This window comes from Sorangium sp. So ce117, assembly GCF_051524395.1.
GTDB lineage: Bacteria > Myxococcota_A > Polyangia > Polyangiales > Polyangiaceae > Sorangium > Sorangium cellulosum_B.
In genome coordinates this window covers 11,013,067-11,032,186 of sequence record NZ_CP150309.1, presented here as the reverse complement: position 1 = coordinate 11,032,186, position 19,120 = coordinate 11,013,067, and the positions used below count along the sequence as shown (strand labels likewise).

The 19,120-nt window shown below is 70.1% G+C and carries 14 protein-coding genes and 1 pseudogene; 10 read left to right on the top strand and 5 right to left on the bottom strand.

Features of this window, described 5'->3' with window-relative positions:
• Nucleotides 1-185 precede the first annotated feature (185 nt).
• Together WMF46_RS41400 and WMF46_RS41395 are read left to right on the top strand one after the other, a co-directional pair.
• Nucleotides 186-770 carry a Panacea domain-containing protein gene (locus WMF46_RS41400; RefSeq protein ID WP_437982265.1) on the top strand — a complete coding sequence of 195 codons (585 nt, stop codon included), beginning with the start codon at nt 186-188 and terminating at the stop codon, nt 768-770.
• Nucleotides 748-1,581: a Fic family protein gene (locus tag WMF46_RS41395; protein ID WP_437982264.1), complete on the top strand. Its 834-nt coding sequence runs from the start codon at nt 748-750 to the stop codon at nt 1,579-1,581. Before WMF46_RS41400 ends, WMF46_RS41395 begins: the two co-directional genes overlap by 23 nt.
• A 57-nt stretch (nt 1,582-1,638) precedes the next feature.
• Here WMF46_RS41395 and WMF46_RS41390 read toward each other — a convergent pair.
• Both WMF46_RS41390 and WMF46_RS41385 read right to left on the bottom strand, forming a co-directional pair.
• A pseudogene (locus WMF46_RS41390) lies at nt 1,639-2,186 on the bottom strand (RNA polymerase sigma factor).
• Between the two features lie 216 nt (nt 2,187-2,402).
• Nucleotides 2,403-2,585, bottom strand: coding sequence for a hypothetical protein (locus WMF46_RS41385; RefSeq protein ID WP_437982263.1), 183 nt, complete (start codon nt 2,583-2,585; stop codon nt 2,403-2,405).
• 479 nt (nt 2,586-3,064) lie between these two features.
• On the opposite strand from WMF46_RS41385, the gene istA reads away from it, so the two are divergent.
• From istA to WMF46_RS41370, 3 genes are all read left to right on the top strand, one after another.
• The gene (gene istA / locus WMF46_RS41380; protein WP_437982262.1) at nt 3,065-4,552 is read left to right on the top strand and encodes an IS21 family transposase; all 1,488 of its coding nucleotides are present in this window, start codon (nt 3,065-3,067) and stop codon (nt 4,550-4,552) included.
• The gene (locus WMF46_RS41375; protein ID WP_437982261.1) at nt 4,549-5,310 is read left to right on the top strand and encodes an ATP-binding protein; all 762 of its coding nucleotides are present in this window, start codon (nt 4,549-4,551) and stop codon (nt 5,308-5,310) included. Before istA ends, WMF46_RS41375 begins: the two co-directional genes overlap by 4 nt.
• A gap of 1,357 nt (nt 5,311-6,667) precedes the next feature.
• On the top strand, nt 6,668-7,363 hold the full coding sequence (locus WMF46_RS41370) for a nitroreductase family protein (RefSeq protein ID WP_437982260.1): 696 nt from the start codon (nt 6,668-6,670) through the stop codon (nt 7,361-7,363).
• Here WMF46_RS41370 and WMF46_RS41365 read toward each other — a convergent pair.
• Nucleotides 7,360-9,045, bottom strand: coding sequence for a protein kinase domain-containing protein (locus WMF46_RS41365; protein WP_437982259.1), 1,686 nt, complete (start codon nt 9,043-9,045; stop codon nt 7,360-7,362). The genes WMF46_RS41370 and WMF46_RS41365 overlap by 4 nt on opposite strands.
• A 722-nt stretch (nt 9,046-9,767) precedes the next feature.
• Between WMF46_RS41365 and WMF46_RS41360 the strand changes: the two genes are divergently transcribed.
• From WMF46_RS41360 to WMF46_RS41350, 3 genes are all read left to right on the top strand, one after another.
• A complete protein-coding gene (locus WMF46_RS41360) occupies nt 9,768-10,757 on the top strand; it encodes a hypothetical protein (protein WP_437982258.1) in 990 nt (329 codons plus the stop codon).
• Nucleotides 10,758-10,910: 153 nt separating this feature from the next.
• Entirely contained in the window at nt 10,911-13,265 is a 2,355-nt protein-coding gene (locus tag WMF46_RS41355; RefSeq protein ID WP_437982257.1) for a helicase-related protein, read from the top strand.
• 118 nt (nt 13,266-13,383) lie between these two features.
• The gene (locus WMF46_RS41350) at nt 13,384-14,223 is read left to right on the top strand and encodes a queuosine precursor transporter (protein ID WP_437982256.1); all 840 of its coding nucleotides are present in this window, start codon (nt 13,384-13,386) and stop codon (nt 14,221-14,223) included.
• A gap of 8 nt (nt 14,224-14,231) precedes the next feature.
• On the opposite strand, the gene WMF46_RS41345 is transcribed toward WMF46_RS41350, so the two are convergent.
• Entirely contained in the window at nt 14,232-15,167 is a 936-nt protein-coding gene (locus WMF46_RS41345; protein ID WP_437982255.1) for a hypothetical protein, read from the bottom strand.
• A gap of 167 nt (nt 15,168-15,334) precedes the next feature.
• Between WMF46_RS41345 and WMF46_RS41340 the strand changes: the two genes are divergently transcribed.
• Nucleotides 15,335-16,495: a hypothetical protein gene (locus WMF46_RS41340; RefSeq protein ID WP_437982254.1), complete on the top strand. Its 1,161-nt coding sequence runs from the start codon at nt 15,335-15,337 to the stop codon at nt 16,493-16,495.
• Entirely contained in the window at nt 16,492-17,595 is a 1,104-nt protein-coding gene (locus WMF46_RS41335; protein ID WP_437982253.1) for a metallophosphoesterase family protein, read from the top strand. Before WMF46_RS41340 ends, WMF46_RS41335 begins: the two co-directional genes overlap by 4 nt.
• Nucleotides 17,596-17,625: 30 nt before the next feature.
• Here WMF46_RS41335 and WMF46_RS41330 read toward each other — a convergent pair whose 3' ends face one another.
• Nucleotides 17,626-18,789: a pyridoxamine 5'-phosphate oxidase family protein gene (locus tag WMF46_RS41330; protein WP_437982252.1), complete on the bottom strand. Its 1,164-nt coding sequence runs from the start codon at nt 18,787-18,789 to the stop codon at nt 17,626-17,628.
• Between the last annotated feature and the right edge of the window lie 331 nt (nt 18,790-19,120).

The following is a 19,120-nucleotide window of genomic DNA, read 5'->3' as shown; positions in this document are numbered from 1 at the left end:
AAACTCAGTTTTGTCAGGCCCGGACCTGAAACGACCTGGATCATGATCCGCCCACTTTCCGTGGCCGGGTTCTATTAGTATACCCTAACAGTCTCGGGACTGAACGCCCGAGCATTAATCACAGCGCCAGGCACAATCTGTGCCGAGGCCAGCGCTCCGTGCCATCCACGGACCTGGAGCGACGAATGAACCCGGCGATCACATTGGCGGAGTGGATCATGGAAACCTGCCCATACAGGTATCCAATGACCCATCTGAAACTCCAGAAGCTGCTGTTCTATTGCGTCGGTACTGCCATGGCGTTTGATGTGGATGCTGCGTTGGGCGGCCCTGTGCTGTTCCAGCCATGGAAGCACGGTCCTGTCAACAAGGACGTATGGCTGGCGTTTAAGGAGTACGGCGGCGACGCCATCCCTACGCCTCAGCCTAGCCCGTACAGGACGTACCCAGCGAGCGTTGAGCGTCCGATGAAGTGGGCGCTGCAGATTTACGGCGCGCTTGACGCGTGGAGTTTGAGGCAGCAGTCGCACATGGAGCAGCCATGGATCGACGCCTGTAAAGAGATGCATCGGCACATCCCCGCGGATGCGATTCGGACGCATTTCAAAAAGAAGTTTACCAGTCGTCGCGTGATGGCCCCAGAGCATCTCCAAGATCCTGGCACGTTCAAGATCGATCGTATCCCAGTCGTTGGATACTCCTCGATGGAGGAGCTCGCCGAATCCGTATATTCCATCTACGGCAACGATGACCGCCAAACGGTGCCGTAGTTGCGACCATAGTCGACGTAAATACATCGATGGCTGGAATGGCCATGATTGCGAACTGGAGCCGTTCTGCAAGCTTACCGACTTGCGTTTGGCTGAGTTGGCGTGCTCTCACCACGGCGGAGCAATTCGCGTTGAGCAGCACAGGGCGATCTTCAAGTCGATGTACGACGGCCATATGGAAGCAGAGCGGATCGTAAACCGAATGAGTTTCGGTGACGACTGCGATCGATTTCTGCGGCAGGCGAAGTATCTTCACAACATTATATTCCGCCGTACAGGTCTGTCCTTTGCTGGACAATTTCGCCAGAACGGCGACGCGCCTGTGTTGTACGGCAGAAGTGGCCGCGAGAGAGAGGGGGCTCCGGCGGACCAGATAGAGCCAAAGCTCCGAGAGATGCACATGGGGGTGTTCGCGTGCGTCAGCTTCGATAAACTGGACAAGAACAGGCTAGCGCGACTCTGTGCTCGATATCTCGAAGAGTTCTTCCGCATTCACCCGTTCCACGACGGGAATGGCCGCGTCGCACGGCTCTTCCTGAAGCTGATAGCCAAGCGCACTAGTGCCTTCATGTTCGATCTGATCCCAGATCGCAGCCGAGCAAGTGAAGAGTACGTGGGCGCTTTGGAGTACGCGCATAAGAGGGTCGACCAGCGCATAAATAACGCGTCCAAGGTCAGCGATCCATATCGTCCGCTTGTAGATTGGTTGCTGCTCTACTTGAAGGATGCGCCTGGAGAAGACGAACTGCGCGAGCCAGACTCAGGACCTGAGTGGGCAGAAGAGGAACCCGATACGCCGCAAGCGGGCTAATCTATCTGCCGAATGCCGACAGCACTGTGGGCCGTGAGTTGTTCCGATTGACGGCGCTCATCGCCACCTCTTGAGCTTCAGCGCGAGCGCCTCGCGGGCGATCCTGAGCCGCGACGCCGCCGTGCTCGGGTTCATTCGGCGCTGCTTGGCGTACGCGACGGGTCGTCCGCGGAGAGCAACGCGTCCCGCTGCCAGTCCGGGAGCTCGGCCATGGCGTCCAACACCTCACGCGCCTCGATCTGGGCGTGCATGTCTACGCCGACGGGCTCGCGCAGCAACCCGAGCGGCGACGGATGGAGCACGGCGCGGCGCACGTACGCGCTGTGGACGTAGTGCGAGGCGAGGCGCCACGCGATCCCGTGGAGCCACTTCCGGAGCGCGTCGCTGGGCTTGTCCCGTGGGTCGGGACGATAGAGCCCCCGGCGGACGGCGTTCCAGGCGTTGAGCAACACCTCGGCCTCCACGTCGCGGCGGTCGCGCTTCGGCATGCCGGCGAGCGTCGCCAGGACGATGCGGCGCTCCGCGAGGATCGCCTCCATCGTCGGCTTCTTCCGGGGATGTCGTGCGGCAGGCGGGCGTCCGGCCCCCTTCCGCCGGGGCTTCATCCGCTCCTCCCGCACGTGGGGCAGCGATGGACCACAGCGAGCCCGTCGAGCAGCTGCTCCACGGTGACGCCGGCCGCCTTGGCGGCACGCAGGGTGTTATCGCGCCCGGTAGATGCGCCTTTTGGGGCACTTTGTGAGCCGACTCCTTGATGGTGTCGGTGATCATCGCGTGCCGCGCCCGATCGGTGAAGACCGCGGCCCCATGATCGGCAGCGTTCACCGTTCACCGCCGGCACCCACGCCGATCTGGGCCGCGCTCGCCTCCGCGGCGTAGACGTAGCGCCGGCCGAAAAGTCGAAGGCCCGAGGGCTGCCACCCTCGGGCCTTCTGGAGCTCCGCGTTGCCGGAGTGCCCCACCTTCATCACAAGCCGGGCTCCAGGTCCAGAAAGCGGCGTCATGGATCCCGTTGCCTTCGCCCGCCTACCGCCTCGCCCACTGCGCCCGCTGCCGCGTCCAGCTTCGGTTCTGCCGTCGCTGCGATCGCGGCCAGCGCCTCTGCTCCAACTGCCGCCCGCTCCGGCGTCGTGAGTCGCTCCGCCGCGCCGGCGCCGCCTACCAGAGCCGGCTTCGCGCTCGCCGCCTCCATGCCGCTCGCCAGGCCCGGTACCGCGACCGGCAGCGGGACAAGTTCTCCGCGCAGAAAGTGACGCATCACGTGGTGACGGAAGCCGCGGCCGCGTCGATGTCCCAGGTCGCGCCGGAGATCACCCCCGGCCGAAAGGACAACGATGACGATCGGATCCGAGATGTCGGCCGCTGCTCGCTCTGCGGAGCGCGGCTTCCGCCCTGGGCCATGCGCGAGCGGCGCGCTCGGTCAGCTGTTCACCGACGCGCTCCCCGCGTCCCACGAGGCCCTCCGCGGTGATGGGAGGCGGCGGTGATCGCCAAAGACAAGGAGGCGGACATCCTGCGCCTCTACCACGGCGAGAAGTGGCCTATTGGCACCATCGCCGCCCAGCTCGGGCTGCATCACACCACCGTGCAGCGCGTGCTCGGGCAAGCGGGCGTCGACCCGAAGGTCGTCGCGCCCCGCCCGTCGATGGTCGACCCGTTCGTGCCCTTCATCGTCGAGCAGCTCGGCAAGTATCCCTCGCTGCGCTCGAGTCGCCTCTTCGGCATGCTCAAGGAGCGGGGCTATCCGGGCGGTCCCGATCATCTGCGCCGGGTGATCGGCCGTCTCCGCCCCAAGAAGCCGGCGGAGGCCTTCCAGCGGCTCCGTACGCTGCCCGGCGAGCAAGCGCAGGTCGACTGGGCGCACTTCGGCAAGCTGGCTGTCGGCCGGGCGCTGCGCCCGCTCTGGGCCTTCGTCATGGTACTCAGCTACTCGCGGCGGATCTTCCTGCGCTTCTTCCCGAGCGCGGCGATGCCCTTCTTCGTTCGCGGGCATGTCGAGGCGTTCGCCGAGTTCGACGGCGTCCCGCGCGTGCTGCTCTACGACAACCTCAAGAGCGCTGTCGTGGAGCGTCACGGCGACGCGATCCGGTTCCACCCCATGCTGTTGGAGCTCTCGGGGCATTACCGCTTCGAGCCGCGCCCTGTCGCCGTCGCCCGCGGCAACGAGAAGGGCCGCGTCGAGCGCGCCATCCGCTACGTCCGCGAGGCGTTCTTCGAGGCCCGGACCTACGCCGACCTCGACGACCTCAACCGACAAGCGACCGAGTGGACCAGCTCCGCAGCGCTCGATCGCTCCTGGGTCGAGGACCGCGCCCGCACCGTGCGCCAGGCCTTCGACGACGAGCGCAGCGTGCTGCTCGGGCCCCCCGACACGCCGTTTCCAGCTCACGAGCGCGTCGAGGTCGAGGTCGGAAAGACCCCCTACGCGCGCTTCGATCTCAACGACTACTCGGTTCCCCACGACCGGACGAGCCGCACGCTCGTCGTCCTCGCCGACCTCGAGCAAGTGCGCATCGCCGACGGCAACGAGATCCTCGCGACCCATGTCCGCTCGTGGGACCGCGGCCAGCAGATCGAGCAGCCCGTGCACATCCAGCGCCTGGTCGACGAGAAGCGCCGCGCCCGCGAGCATCGCGGCCTCGATCGCCTCGCCCGCGCCGCCCGCAGCAGCCAGGCATTCCTGCGCATCCTCGCCGAGCGCGGAGACAACGTCGGCAGCGCCATCGCCCGGCTTCTACACCTGCTCGACGCCGTCGGCGCCGCCGAGCTCGAAGAGGCGCTCGTCGAGGTGCTCGAGCGCGACACCATCCACGTCGGCGCCGTGCGCCAGGTGATCGACCGTCGCCGCTCCGAGCGCCACCTGCCGCCTCCGGTCTCGATCCCCGTTACGCGCGGCCAGTACGCCGCCCTCGTCGTCACGCCGCATTCGCTCGCCACCTACGACGCCCTGAAGAAGGACCCGACGCCATGACCGATCTAACGCCCGCCGAGACGAAGGCCCGCCTGAAGGGCCTCGGCCTGTTTGGTCTGCTCGCGTGCTGGGAGGAGCTCGCCGACAAGCCCTGGCTTCGCGAGGTGCTCGCCATCGAGGAGCGCGAGCGCCACAAGCGCAGCCTCGAACGCCGCATCAAAAACTCCCGCGTAGCCGCCTTCAAGCCCATGGCCGACTTCGACTGGTCCTGGCCCAAAAAAATCGACCGCGAGGCCGTCGACGACCTCTTCGCTCCCGGCTTCATCACCACCGGCCACAACGCCGTGCTCGTCGGCCCCAACGGCGTCGGCAAGACCATGATCCTGAAGAACGTCGCTCACCAGGCCGTCGTCCGCGGTCACACGGTGCGCTTTTCGACCGCGAGCGACATGCTCGCCGACCTCGCCGCGCAGGAGTCCTCGGCCGCGCTCGCGCGCCGGCTGCATCGCTACACGGTTCCCGCCCTTCTTTGCATCGATGAAGTAGGCTATCTCTCCTACGACGGCCGCTACGCCGACCTGCTGTTCGAGGTCGTCACTCGTCGCTACGACACGCAGAAGCCGATCCTGCTCAGCACGAACAAGGCATTCTCCGACTGGGGCCAGGTCTTCCCGCACGCCGCCTGCGTCGTCACGCTCGTCGACCGGCTCGTGCACCGGGCCGAGGTGATCGAGATCGAGGCCGAGAGCTACCGGCTCAAGGAAGCCAAGGAGCTGAGCGCCATTCGCACCAAGCAGCGCCGCGCCAAGAAGCACTGAGCCACCTCTTCACCGGTGAACTTCACCGCCGCCGGATGCGGGTTTCACCGGCACCGGGCGCGGATTTCACCGGTGAACTTCACCGAATCCCTGCGGATTGCCGCGATCATCAACAGATGGCCATCCGGAGCCTGGGACCCCCGCCGGCGGCATCCGTATGCCCATCACCCGGGGCGCCAGCCAGCCGGCGCACGCAGGGCGGGTCAAGGGCGCGCAGCGGCGACCGGCAGGGAGCGCACCCTTGACGCGCCCGAGTACGCCCGCACCATCGCGTCCGTGGTGGGCGTGCTGCTGCGCGATGATGGCCACCATCCAGACGGACTTCATGGCCATCAATGAGCTGGCTTGGTAACAGCAGGGCGGTCGCTGACGAGCCGTTGGCCCGCCCGTTCGCGATGCTCTCGACCGCGATGACGGACATGTCCATCGCCTCGGCCAAGCAGGGCCACGAGCCGTAGGCCGATCGAAGGCTGCGCAAGGCTGCCCGGAAGCGCTTGCGCTGGGTTGGGGTCAGGGAGAGGCAGGCGGAAACGCGGCGGCGGCGCGCAGGCGCACCTTCGCCTTGCCCACCGTCGGGTGGGATCAAGTACAACTGCATCGTCGGACCTCGGAGAACGGGGTTCGGCCACGCAGCCCGGACGGTTGGCGCCGTCGCGGGCTGCACTTACTTGCGGCCGAACTTAGCCGCTCACGCGAGGTCCGGAGTCAAATGACCGCACCGGATCTCAAAGTGCCGCACTACCCGCCGCCCAGGCGCGAGCCCATGTCCGATATGCCGGGGTGCCTGGTCGAGCACGCGCCGGCCATGTCGTCCGGGCGCTGGGGCTTCTACATGTCGGGGCTCGCCGGCTCCTGCGGCGCGGCCGGGGCTTCGGGTGCCGGCGCGGGTGCCGTACCGGGGCGCGGGCGCGGGTTATCGAGCACCGCCTCCGCCTCGTCCGCATAGGATAGGGCGCGCGCAGCACGTCGGCCGTGCTCGGACCGAACGGCCCGGAGGTGGCGAACGGAGGGCCGCGTGTCGAGCCCGGGGTAACTCGCTCGTCGTGCAGCCCGGAGCGCGCCGGTTCGGAGGATCCGGCGCGCTCCCCGCGGGGCTTCCGTGGCGGAGGAGCCACCGGGCGAGCGGCGCCCAGGCCTGGTCGACGGCGTCCGCGGCGTAGAGGAGGTCGCCGTTCCCGAAGTCCTCGTCCTCGCGCGCGGGCGCGAGGCGCCTGACGACATGAGCGGCGACGTCCGTGGAGGCGATGAGCGTGGTCCGCCCGAGTCGGTCTCGCTCCGCCACGCGGCGATTCGACCCTGGCGAAGTCGTCGAATAGGATTGTGATTTCAATGAGAAGATCTGGAGAGGCAGGCGGTCATGGACGTCTATGAGGCAGTCAGGAGCCGACGGGCGGTGCGCGGATTCACCGACCAGCCCGTCTCGAGAGAGGTGCTGGAGCGCGTGTTATCCGCAGCGGCTTGGTCGCCATCCGGATCGAACCTCCAGCCGTGGAACATCTACGTGGTGACCGGCGCGCCGCTGGCTGAGCTCAAGAGGCTCGCCGTTGCGCGCGTGGCTGCAGGCGACCCCTGGGACGAGCGGGAGTACGAAATGTACCCGCCGGGACTGAAGTCCCCGTACAGAGAGCGCCGATCCGCCTTCGGCAGGGAGCGCTATGCCTCGCTCGGCATTGCTCGCGAGGACTGGGAGGCGCGGCAGAGGGCCGCGATCGCCAACTGGGACTGTTTCGGCGCGCCCGCCGCCCTGTTCTGCTACATCGACCGTGACCTGGGCCCGGCCCAGTGGGCCGACACCGGGATGTATCTGCAGACCGTCATGCTGCTGCTGCGCGCCGAAGCGCTGCACAGTTGCCCGCAGATGGCGTGGTCGCAGGTTCGCAAGACCGTCGCGCAGGTCCTGTCACCCCCGGACGGGCTCATCCTCTTCTGCGGCATGTCGATCGGCTACGAGGACCCCACGGTCGGTTACACCCGTACGGGCCGGGCGCCGCTCGACGAGACGGTCAAGTTCATCGACGGTTTTGGTTCGCGCTCTTCAGAGACGGGATACTAGAAGCCGAAGGTCGGATCCTTCTCGGAAGCGCCCTTGCTGGAGGGCGCCCCCTGAGAGGGCCGCCTGGCCGGGGGAGGCGCCTGCGGGCGCGCAGGCCTTGGCGTGGCCTTCGCGGCGCCAGGTGGGGGGGCGGCCGATGGGGGGGGCGCCGAGGCGGAGGCCGCGCTGGTCGGGGCCGACGAAGCCGGCGTGGCGGGGACGGCGCTCGTGTCCGGGGGAGGCGGGGCAGGCGCCTCTTCCACCCGTGTCGGCGGTGCAGCGGATGCCGGAGCGTCCGGCGGAGACGTCGCCGCAGGGGAAGCGGTGACCTCGGGAGCAGGCGAGCGTAGCAGGACGACGGCGGCGATCCCCAGGCCGACCACGAGCACGCTGGCAGCCACGGCGAGCACCGCCCGCGACGGGGCGCGACGATCCACGGGCGGGGACAGCGCGCCTCCCACGGCCTCCAGCGTGCCGCTGGCGGTCAGCGTGCCGCCCGCGGCCAGCGTGTCGCCCGCGCCTACGACGCCACCCGGGACCCGCGTGCGGTCCTCGACGACCGTCCCGCCGGCCGCCAGCGTGCCGCCGGCGGTCACCGCGTCGTCCAGGGCCACGGTGCCACCCCCGGCCGGCGCGACGCCGTGAGCGTGCGCGACGCCGTGAGCCGGCGCGATGCCGAGAGCCTGCGCGATGCCGTGAGCTGGCGCGACGCCGTGAGCTGGCGCGCTGCCGAGAGCCTGCGCGACGCCATGCGCCGGCGCGCTGCCGAGAGCCTGTGCGACGCCGTGAGCCGGCGCAACGCCGAGAGCCTGCGCCTCGGTCGAGTCCAGCGAGTCGCGCGAGTCCGGCACCGCCGTGCGCTGCACCGCCGCGGCGAACGCGCGGGCGAGCTCGCTCGCGCTCTGGAACCGCTCCGCGGGCTCGCGCTTGAGCGCGCGTTCCAGGAAACGATCCAGCTCGGGCCACAGCGCAGGCGCGAGCTGCGAGGCGACCGGGATGTCGCCCGTGCAGATCTCCACGAGCACGTCGCCGAGCTCTTCGCCGGGAAAGGGCAGCTGGCCCGTGAGGCACTGGAAGATGATCACGCCGAGCGACCAGAGATCGCTGCGGAAGTCGATCGTCTTGCTCCGGCGCACCTGCTCGGGGCTCATGTAGTGCGGCGAGCCGATGAGCGTGCCGGTCTTCGTCGCGTCGGCGGCCAGCCCGGTGCCGATCGTCTTGGCGACCCCGAAGTCGAGGATCTTGACGACCTCCTCGCCCTGCCGCGCGAGGAAGATGTTCGCCGGCTTGAGGTCGCGGTGGATGAGCCCCACCTCGTGCGCGCGGCGGAGCGCCTTGGACACCTGGCTCACGATGCCGACCAGCTCCTCCGGCTCGAGGCGCCCGTGGCGCGCGAGGTACGCCGCGAGGTCCTCTCCCTCGAGCAGCTCCATCGCGAGGTAGGGCGTGTCGCCCTCGAGGCCGTAGTCGTAGACGTGGACCACGTTGGGGGTCCGGAGCTGGGCCGAGGCCTTCGCCTCCCGCTCGAACCGCGCGCGCGCGACGGGGGAGTCGGCGTGCTGCGGCATCATGAACTTGAGCGCGACCTCGACGTCCAGCTGGAGGTGCCGGGCCACCCAGAGGAAGCCCATGGCGCCGCCCGCCAGCGGCCGCTCCAGGCGATACTTCCCACCGACGACGCTCCCCGCTTCAAGCGACAGCATGCGATCGAGCCTTCCGCGTCCCAGCGTCGTTCCGTTCGGGCCTCCGCGGTCTAGCAGAGGCCGGGTCCCATGTCGCGCTCCTTACAGCGGCCGGCATCTCGCCTCATCATGCCACGGGCGCGGCGACGCGACGAAGGCCGAGCGCGAGCGGGCTGCTGTCGCATCTTCTCCTCCCCCGCATCGGCAGGCTGCTCCCAGGCCCTCCGGGCGCTCCGCGGCATCGAGGCCAGGGGCGATGTCGCTGACGAGGGAGAAGCTGCTCCCGCCCAGGTGGCTCAGAGCTTTGCTCCCGTGCATGCAATGTTGGTGAAATTTTCCGGCTATTCAGGCGTTCGGGGCCCGCCGATCGCCGACGTCGATGCAGCCCAGAGGCAAAGGCGAGCTGCCGTGCTCGTCCGTGACATGGGCCAGCGCGCTGCGTGCGCGAGCTCGAACCTCAGCGTCAAGGCCCACGTCTTCGACCGCCGCGTCCTTCGCGCTCTCCGGCTGTACGTGCGCGCACACCCCGAACCTCCGCGCGATGAACTGCCACTCTCCTGTCCATCGATTCGCGCCCCCCCCCAACGCGGTAGCGGTACAGAGCTGAAGACACGATTTCTGAACGACATCGATGCGGCGCATGTAATAGCCCCAATTCTTCTCCTCCCCATACGCGACGCCGCTCTCCCTCATTTGCAAAAAACAGCATGCCTCATGCGAAAATTGGCTTGCTGGCGCGTCCGATGAATCCCATTCTCGTCACCGCACCGATGCGCAGCAGATTCGACGCCTTCGGCAAAAGCGTCCTGCGCGAGACCCTCGGTCTCGTCGGCGGCGCCGACACTCAGGTCGAGGTCATCGCAACATCCCAGACCATGGACATCTGGTACGTGCCCGATCCCGCCCGCGCCGCGTTGCGCGCAGAGCTCGGCCTGCTCGGCGAACTCGCGGCAGAGCCCTGCCAGTTCGAGCCCTTCCACGACACCCCCGGTCCGGCCGAGCTGCGCGGCTGCGTCCGCAAGCAGCTCCACTGGCACCACGAGCTCGAGCGCCGCGCCGGCGGCGCCGTGCCCTTCCCGCGGCTGTGCGTCCTCAGCAGCGGCCGGCCCGCCACCGTGCTCGATGCGTTCGGCTTCGACCCGGTGCCCGGGCGCCCCGGCCTGTACCGGGCCGCGCCGGGATGGCGGATCGACCTCGTTGTCATCGCCGAGCTGCCGCGCACCCGAGACACCCTGCTGCTGCGCCTGCTCGGCGCGCGCACCGTGCTCCGGGATGCCATCCGCGAGCTCGTCGCTCTGCCCGACGACGCCTGGGAGAGGGGCATCGCCCTGCCCTGGCTGATACGATTGCGCTTCGAGACCCCGACAGAGCCCTCGGCGCGCACCGCAGAAGACGCGGAAGAGGAGGAGATCGTGACGGAAGTTCAGCAATGGTTCGAGCAGCTCAAGCAGTCGCTACGCGACGAGGCGCGCAAGGAGGGCCTCCAGGAGGGGCGCAAGGAGGGCCTCCAGGAGGGGCGCAAGGAGGGCCTCCAGGAGGGGCGCAAGGAGGGGCAGCTCCGGGTGCTGGCGAGGCAGTTCGAGAAGAAGCTGGGCCGACCGCTGACCGAGATGGAGCACTCCGTGTTGGCTGAACGGTTCGAGCGCCTCGGCGCCGATCGCCTCGACGATGCCAAGCTGGCGCTCCCGCCCGAGGCGCTCGCTGCCTGGCTCGCGGACCCGACGGCGCGCTAGGACAGATCCGTCGTTCGCCGATGGTACCTGCGCTTCCGTCGCGGTGCGCCGGCTCGTAGCGCGGGTCACCCGTGAGGGAACGCACCGGGCGCACGCCCTCGGCGCGTCGCGCGGGGGCGTAACTGCGGCGTCCGGTACTAAGCTGCGTGCGCCATGGTCGACGCTTCCCCCATCACCGCCGTCCTGGGCCCGACCAACACCGGCAAGACCCACCGCGCCATCGAGCGCATGCTCTCGCACGACTCGGGCATGATCGGCCTGCCGCTGCGCCTGCTCGCGCGCGAGGTCTACGACCGGGTGAGCACCCAGGTCGGCGAGGCCCGCGTCGCGCTCGTGACCGGCGAGGAGAAGCGCGTCCCGAGGCGGCCGGACTACTGGGTGTGCACCGTCGAGGCGATGCCGGTCGATCTGGAGGTCGACTTCCTGGCCATCGACGAGATCCAGCTCGCCGCGCACGACCAGCGCGGCCACGTGTTCACCGAGCGCCTGCTCCTCTCGCGCGGCCGGCGCGAGACCTGGTTCCTCGGCGCCGACACGATGCGGCCGCTCGTGGCCGAGCTCGTGCCGACCGCAAGCATCGTCCAGCACCCGCGCCTCTCGCGGCTCGCGAGCGCCGGGGCCGGCAAGCTCTCGCGCCTGCCGCCGCGCAGCGCCGTCGTCGCGTTCTCGACCCCGCAGGTCTACGAGATCGCCGAGCGGCTGCGCGCGCAGCGGGGCGGCGCGGCCGTGGTGCTCGGCGCGCTCTCGCCGCGCACCCGCAACGCGCAGGTCGCCCTCTTCCAGTCGGGCGAGGTCGACTACCTCGTCGCCACCGACGCCATCGGCATGGGGCTCAACCTCGACGTGCGCCACGTCGCGTTCGCGGCGCTCCGCAAGTTCGACGGGCGCGCCGTGCGCGACCTCGACCCCGCCGAGCTCGCGCAGATCGCCGGCCGCGCGGGCAGGCACCTCGCGGACGGGACCTTCGGCACCGTCGCGCCGCTCTCGCTCCCCGACGGCGTGGCCTTCGCGATCGAGGCGCACCGCTTCCCCCCCGTGCGGCGGCTGCTCTGGCGGAGCAGCGAGCTCGACATGAGCTCGATCGACGCGCTCCTCGCGTCGCTCCGGGCGCGCCCGCGCGCCCGCTCGCTGAGGCTCGTCGACGACGCGGAGGACACGGCCGCGCTCGCGAGGCTCGCCGAGGACCCGGAGGTGCGAGCGCGCGCGCGGGGTGAAGAGGCGGTGAGGCTCCTCTGGGAGGTCTGCCGCATCCCCGACTTTCGCAAGCTCCTGTTCGAGTCGCACGTCGCGCTCCTCGCCGAGATCTACGGGCAGCTCTCGGGCCCGAGCGCGGCGCTCGACGCCGGCTGGATGGCCGCCCGGGTGGCCGAGATCGACGAGGTGGGCGGCGACATCGACACGCTGATCACGCGGATCGCGTCGATCAGGACGTGGACGTACATCTCGAACCACGCGCGCTGGGTCCGCGACGCGGCGGCGTGGCAGGAGCGCACGCGGGCGATCGAGGATCGCCTGAGCGACGCGCTCCACGAGCGGCTCGTGCAGCGCTTCGTCGAGCGGGGCGGCGGGGCGGCGCGCCGCTTGCGGGCGGCGTCGGGCGCGCGGGCGGCGTCGGGCGCGCGGGCGGCGTCGGGCGCGCGGTCGTCGCCGGGCGCGCCCTCGACGCAGCGGCGCGCGGAGGCCGAGCCGCCGGCGGTGCCGGAGGGGCACCCGTTCGCGCGGATCGCGGCGCTCCGGGCCCGGCTCGCGCCGGGGCCCGCGGCGCTCGCGCCCGAGGACGACCGGGCGCGCTGGGTCGAGGAGCTCGTCGGGGCGCCGCACGAGCGGTTCTCGGTCGACGTGGGCGGGCGGATCTTCGACGGCGAGCGGCTGCTCGGGCAGCTCGCGCGCGGCCCGACGCTGCTCCTGCCCGACGTGCGGCTCGCCGCGCTCGAGGACCTCGGCGCGGGGGCGCGATCGCGCGTGCTCCGGCGGCTCGTGGCGTTCGCGCGCGATCTCGTCGAGGCGCTGCTCGCGCCGCTGCGCTCGCCCGAGGTGCGCGCGCTCCCGGCCGCGGCGCGGGGGATCGTCTACCAGCTGGAGCAGGGGCTCGGGACGGCGGCGGCGCGCGACGCGGAGGAGCAGGTCGCCGAGCTCGCGCCGGAGGGACGGGCGCTGCTCGCGGCGCGCGGCATCGAGGTGGGCGAGCGCGTGCTCTACGTGCAGCCGCTGCTCCGGCGCGGCGCGCTGGAGCGCCGCCTCGCGCTGTGCGCCGCCTGGTTCGACCGCGGCCGGGTGCCCGCGTGCCCGGCGCCCGGCGCGGTGTCGATGGCGGTCGCGCCGGGCGTGGATCCGAAGGCGTACGCGGCGATCGGCTACCCGGTGTTCGGGACGCGGGCGCTTCGCGCGGACGTGGCGGAGCGGGTGCTCCGGGCGCTCGCGAGCGGCGAGCCGGCCGAGCGGCTCTCGGGCTGGATGGGGTGCTCCGCGCGGGAGGCGCCGAGGGTGGCGGCGTCGCTGCTGGGGTAGGGGAGAGGGCCGGCGACCGTCCGACGTCGAGGTCGAGCGCAGAGCGCAGCGGATTCTCGGCGAGGTGCCGCCCAGCGCCCCGAGGATGCCAAGAAAAACACGAAAATCCTGGCGTCTTGTGGCGGCTTGGCGGTTCTATCCTTCCGGCAGGGTCGGCGAATCCCCGCACCCCTTTGTCTTGGTTGTTGACCAGGATGTCTCGCTGCCCGGGGCACCCGGGCTCACAGCTGCGGCGATCCCCGCGCCTGCCTTGAAAAACGAGGCGATTCTCATGTCCGAATCGTTGTCCAGGAGCACGAGCCAGGATCTGACGAACGCCGTCAGACCGGCGGCCATCGTCGTCATCTCGCTCTATATCGCGGCGCAGCTCATCAGTCAGATCGCAAGCCTCAAGATCGGCGTCGTCTTCTCGCTGGCCGTGGATATGGGGACCTTCATCTATCCCCTTACCTTCACCTTGCGGGACATGGTCCACAAGACCATCGGCAAGCGCGGCGCCCAGACGCTGATCCTTTGCGCCGGCGGGGTCAATCTCCTGATGGCCCTCTATCTCCTCTGGGCCGCGCAGGTGCCGTCTGACCCGTCCTGGGGGCTCGGCGAGCAGTTCTCGGCGATCCTGAGCCCGGTGTGGCGAATCGTGTTCGCGAGCATCGTCGCGGAGGTCGTGAGCGAGCTGCTGGACACCGAAGTCTTCCATCGGGTCCGCGAGGCCTATCTGAGAAAGTCGGGCCCCAGGCGCCAGTGGCTCGCGGTCCTCGCGAGCAACGCGGTCAGCGTCCCGGTCGACAACCTGCTGTTTTGCTTCGGTGCCTTCGCCTTCGTGCTGCCGTTCGAGGTGATCCGGCAGATCTTCGCCATCAACCTCGCGACCAAGTTCGCCATGACCCTGATAAGCCTGCCGGGCATCTATCTCGTGCCCGACAAGAAGGGCGAGGACGCCCCCGGGCTTCAGTCATAGCCCGCTGCTCAAGGCTTGCAGTAATCTTTGGCCGTCTGGACGGCGGCGACGGTGAGCTTCACCGCCTTCGCGCCGCCGGAGACGACGTACTCGGACACCCCGTAGATGTCCGCGCCCGGAGCCCAGTTGTACGAGTAGCCCAGCCTGGTCCAGGGGAAGCCCGTGGGCGCCTGACCCTTCTCCGGCACTTGCCACGACGACATCGCATGGTTCGTGAACCACCTGTAGTAGTCGGCCGGCGCCGGTGCAGCCTGCTTTGCAGGCAGCTTCGTCCCGTCGCAGGAATCGGTGTCGACGCGGGCGTCCGTGCACGGGCGGAAGATGCTCGCGGCCGGCACCCCGGAGAACGTGACGAACTGCCGCTCCATCGTGTCCGCGGGGAGCGGCGGCTGCGGGGCTGACATGCCGAGGACCTGGTGGATCTGGAGCACCACATCGCCTGTCCACGTCTTGCACTTGTTCTGCAGCTCGCCGTTGCTCGTGACCCACACGTCCCACTTCACGTTCACGGGCTGCTGCGCCACGTAGGCGCCGCACTTGTTCGGTCCGCCGTCGCCCCGGCAGCCGGCCCAGGTGGTCACGGTGTAGGTGCCGTTGGCGTCGGGCTTGAGCGGCACGAGCTTGCGCGCGGCAGAGGGCGTGACGACGGCGGACTTGAAGATCGCCTCGCTGTAGAGCGCATCGAGATCCACCGCCGCGGGGGCCGCCGGGCCGGGCGCGGCGCTCGCCGGCGCGGTGGCGGCTGTCGCCGGCGCGGTGGCGGCTGTCGCCGGCGCGGTGGCGGCCGGAGCAGGGCTCGTCGCAGGGGCCGCGGGCTCCGGGCTGGGTGATGGGGCGGTGGCCGCTGCGGGAGGCCGAGCCCCCGACACCGTGACGCACGCTCCGAGCGGGAGCAGGAACAGGCTTGTCATGGCCGCCGTCGCGGCGCGTGAGGATCGGATCATCTTCGCGGCTTCTCCTTGGTTGCCGGACAACACTATCCGACCTGCGGCGCCGGCTACAGCCCCCCGCTCTTCAGGACCGATGGTCGAGGGCGGCGCGGTCGGATGCTCTCGACGCGTGCAAAGCCGGCACGGCCGTGCCACGTTAGGCGCCCGCCACGCAGAGCTCGATGCTGAGGCCCCCGCGCACAACAGGCCACGTCCTCACCCTGGCGCTCCTCCTCGTGGTCGCGCCGGCCCAAGTCGAGGCGGGTGATGGCGCGCCAATCCCACCGGCCGTCTCCGCGACAGGCGGAGCGCCGGCGACCGCGGCGCCACCCACCAAGGATGTCTCCATCGGGCGCCGCGCCGTCGCCGCGGCCGGCGCGGTGTTCCCCGGGGTCATCGCACACGGCACCGGGCACCTGATCCTGGGTGAGCCGGGCACGGGCTGGACCCTCCTGGCGCTCGAGGGCGCGGGCGCCGGCCTCGCCGTGGGCGGGCTCGCGGGCGCGGCGGCCTCAGGGGCCTCGCGGCGCGTCATCGCGCCGATCGTGCTCACCACCGTGACGGGTGTGGGCCTGTTCGGGATCTCCCTTCTTGCGGACCTCTATGGCGTGCTCGCCCCGGAGGGCGGCACCGGCAGCCCTCCTTCGTCGTTGCCCTGGGTCGAGACGCAGCTCGGATTCGCCTACGTCCATGACCCCACGTTCGCGTACCGCACGTTCCTCGTGCCAGGCATGGATCTGCGCCTGAGCTCCCTCCGCCTCTCGGGCTCCGGCTGGTTTGCCTTGAACGACGACAATGCGCGCCTCCGCGTCGAGGCCGCGCATCGCTTCATCGGCCCCGGCACGCCGGATGGCCCGCGCGCGGCGGACGGCTCGTTCCTCGAGATCGAGGGCGCGCTCACCCATCACCGCTACACCTCCGACGACTTCTCGATCACCACCGGCGAGGTCAGCCTCGAGGGCCGGCTCGATCTCGCCCACCTCGGGCGCACGCTGCGGGGCTCGTTCGCGGAGATGGGCTGGGGGATCGCGGTCGAGGGCTACCGCCACGGCCGCCGCCCGCTCGAGGGGAACGAGCTCTTGATTCCCTCCTTCGCCTTCGGCGCGTACCTCGGGCACGCGGGGTATCCGCGCGGCGAGGCCAAGGTGGTTTACGACCACCGGCACGACGGGGTTGTCGGCGGCGCGAAGCTCCCCGGCCTCGGCAGCGGCGTCCCGGGCCATTTCGGCCTGGAGGGCCGGCTCCATGCCTCGCCCCGCTGGGGCCTGCTCGCCGACGTGAAGGCGGGCTCCGCGTACGTCGGGCGCCTCGCGCTGCTCTTCCGCCCTGGAGACTCGCCATGATCCTGAGAGACGCTCTCCTCGCGCTCGTCGCCCTCACCGCGCCGCTCGCCCTCTCCTGCCTGGACGTGGCCGAGGGCCGCGCGCGCCGCGACCTGGAGGTGGGAAAGGCCTCACGGGGAAAGGCGCGCGTCACCGTGGACGAGGGGCTCGCGGCGATCCGCCGCCTCGACCCAGGCGAGCTCGCGCTCTGGGCGAGCGCGCCCGCGCTCTCGATCCGCCTCACCGACGAGGCGGGCGGGCCGTGGAAGATCACGATCGAGAACATGCTCGCCGACGCCGAGCTCTCGGCGCGCGTCGGGGGCAAGAGCGTGCCCGTGGAGCTCGTCGAGGCGCCGTTTCCGACCCAGCGCACCTTCCGCCTCTCCCTGCCGCCCGGCGCCGAGGCGACCCTCTCGCTGCGCCCGCCGGACGAGGCGCGGCGCGAGCCGTGGCGGTTCGCGGTCTTCGCCGACGTCCAGGAGGACATCGACCGCGTTCAGGACATCTACGCGAGGATGAACGAGGCGGAGGGCGTCCGCTTCGCGCTCATCAGCGGCGATCTCACGTCGCGGGGCTCGCCCGAGCAGCTCGAGCGATTCCAGCGCGAGATGAAGACGCTCCGTTTTCCCTGCTATGCGACGCTCGGCAACCACGAGCTCGGCACGCGGGACGACCTCTACCACGAGTGGTTTGGCCGCGGGAATTACCGCTTCGCGTTCCGGAGTGTGCAGTTCACGATGCTCGACTCGGCGAGCGCGACGCTCGATCCGCTCGCCTACGGGTGGCTCGACGGCTGGCTCGCCGAGGGGCAGGATCTCCTGCACGTGGTCACGATGCACCTGGCGCCCCTCGACCCGGTGGGCTCCCGCAACGGCGCCTTCGCGAGCCGCGCCGAGGCGAACAAGCTCCTCACGATGCTCGCGGGCGGGCGCGTGGATCTCACGTTCTACGGCCACATCCACTCGTTCTATGCGTTCGAGAACGCGGGGATCCCCGCGTACATCTCGGGCGGCGGCGGCGCGATCCCCGAGCGGCTCGACGGCATCGGGCGCCATTTCGTGACGGTCGACGTCGAGCCCCCCGGCAAGATCGCGCAGGTCGCCGTGGTTCGCGTGGATTGAACCGGATCGCTTCGCTGTCCGAGCCGATCGTCATCGCAGGCGCCCTTCGCGCTGGTTGTCCGGGTCGTCCGCCCTCGTCGCGCCGCGGTCGTAGCCCTCGTCCGTCAGCCCCTTGCGGTAACCGAGATCGATGAGCCAGCGCAGGAGCCTCGGGAAAGCGCCGGCGCCGCTGCCGAGGAGGCGAATCATCGCCGCCTTCGCGCCGCCGCCCTTGTTGAGCGCAAGGTGCTGAGTCGCCAGCGCCATCAGATCGGGGACGGCGCCCGCGTCGACGTCGGCGGAGCGTTGCCAGATCTTCGACCGCTGAAGGGCCTCGTTCGCCAGGAGCTCCGCGCGCTCCACGCGGATGACGAGCGCGGCCTGCGGTGGCTTTCCCGCGAGCGCCATGGTCGACAGGAGCGCCGGCTCGTCGGTGACGTGCGCCGTGCCGCTCACGTGGAGAACGTCGTCGCGCCCTGGAACCACGGCAGCGAGGGAGACCTTGTCGCACGTCACCACGTTGTGGAACGTATCGGTCCGCCGGTTTCCCCGGCGATCGGGGATGACGAGCGTCTCGTGGTCGAGGATCCGCAAGAAGCCCGGGAAATCTCCTCGCGGGCTCGTATCGCCCGAGCCCGCGGCGTCCCACGACGAGAGGACGGCAAAGGGGCTCGATGCGAGGAATCGAGCGACGCTCGGATCGCCGAGGGGCCCGCCTTCGCTTTCGTGGCGCGCGCCATCACGCGGCAATGGCGGCTCGACGGCGGCGGCGGCGGCGGCGCGAGCGCGCGGCCCCTCCCAGAGGCGGGATCGGAGGATGCTCCTCGCGCAGTGCACGAAGGCCTCTTCGACGGTGACGACGATCCGGCCGCCGCGTCGCTCGGCCACGGAGCCGTTGAGCCGAAGGGTCTCGCCGATCCCCGGCACGAGGAAGACGAAGGAGGCGCCGCTGCCGGACTCCGGCGTCGGGTGTCTCGCCGGTAGCTCGAACCGAACGCGCTTCGGCGATTCCACGTGCGCAAAGCCGCGGGCGCCTCCGACGAAGGTGCTGCGCCAGCCTCCCTGTTCGTCACGAAAACCGAAGCCGGCGACCGGAGCATGGGCGAGGACGCGCCGACATCCATCGTCCAGGGCGCCGATCTGCTTCATGCGCACGGCCGGGATCGGGGCGCCGACGATCGCCTCGATCTGCTGCGCGGTCATCACCTTCCGCATCGAAGAGCCTCCGCTTTCCTGCCCGCCGAAGAGCGGTTTCCCGGGCTCCGGCACGGCCGCCGGAGTCCGGCACGGCCGCCGGAGCGCGCAGAGGAACCATCGCAGCCGGCGAACTTGACCGCATTCCGAGATGAGGACATTTTGTTTCGCAATCCGGCCATGGGTTCGAAGCGAAGGAAGCGTCCCGCGTCGCCCGTGTCATCAGCGGCATCACCGGCATCGGCCTCGCCCTCCGCCGGCTCCACCTCGAAAGGCTCGTCGGCCGCGCCCGCGTCGTCGATCGGCTCCCCCGGGTGGACCTTTCATGGCGACGTCCAGATCGCGAACGAGC

What these genes read in the sequence shown, in the direction of transcription:
- WMF46_RS41400 (WP_437982265.1), top strand. Translation starts at nt 186, where the DNA reads ATGAACCCGGCGATCACATTGGCGGAGTGGATCATGGAAACCTGCCCA.
- WMF46_RS41395 (WP_437982264.1), top strand. Translation starts at nt 748, where the DNA reads ATGACCGCCAAACGGTGCCGTAGTTGCGACCATAGTCGACGTAAATAC.
- WMF46_RS41385 (WP_437982263.1), bottom strand. Translation starts at nt 2,585, where the DNA reads ATGACGCCGCTTTCTGGACCTGGAGCCCGGCTTGTGATGAAGGTGGGG.
- WMF46_RS41375 (WP_437982261.1), top strand. Translation starts at nt 4,549, where the DNA reads ATGACCGATCTAACGCCCGCCGAGACGAAGGCCCGCCTGAAGGGCCTC.
- WMF46_RS41370 (WP_437982260.1), top strand. Translation starts at nt 6,668, where the DNA reads ATGGACGTCTATGAGGCAGTCAGGAGCCGACGGGCGGTGCGCGGATTC.
- WMF46_RS41365 (WP_437982259.1), bottom strand. Translation starts at nt 9,045, where the DNA reads ATGCTGTCGCTTGAAGCGGGGAGCGTCGTCGGTGGGAAGTATCGCCTG.
- WMF46_RS41360 (WP_437982258.1), top strand. Translation starts at nt 9,768, where the DNA reads ATGAATCCCATTCTCGTCACCGCACCGATGCGCAGCAGATTCGACGCC.
- WMF46_RS41355 (WP_437982257.1), top strand. Translation starts at nt 10,911, where the DNA reads ATGGTCGACGCTTCCCCCATCACCGCCGTCCTGGGCCCGACCAACACC.
- WMF46_RS41345 (WP_437982255.1), bottom strand. Translation starts at nt 15,167, where the DNA reads ATGATCCGATCCTCACGCGCCGCGACGGCGGCCATGACAAGCCTGTTC.
- WMF46_RS41340 (WP_437982254.1), top strand. Translation starts at nt 15,335, where the DNA reads ATGCTGAGGCCCCCGCGCACAACAGGCCACGTCCTCACCCTGGCGCTC.
- WMF46_RS41335 (WP_437982253.1), top strand. Translation starts at nt 16,492, where the DNA reads ATGATCCTGAGAGACGCTCTCCTCGCGCTCGTCGCCCTCACCGCGCCG.
- WMF46_RS41330 (WP_437982252.1), bottom strand. Translation starts at nt 18,789, where the DNA reads ATGCGGAAGGTGATGACCGCGCAGCAGATCGAGGCGATCGTCGGCGCC.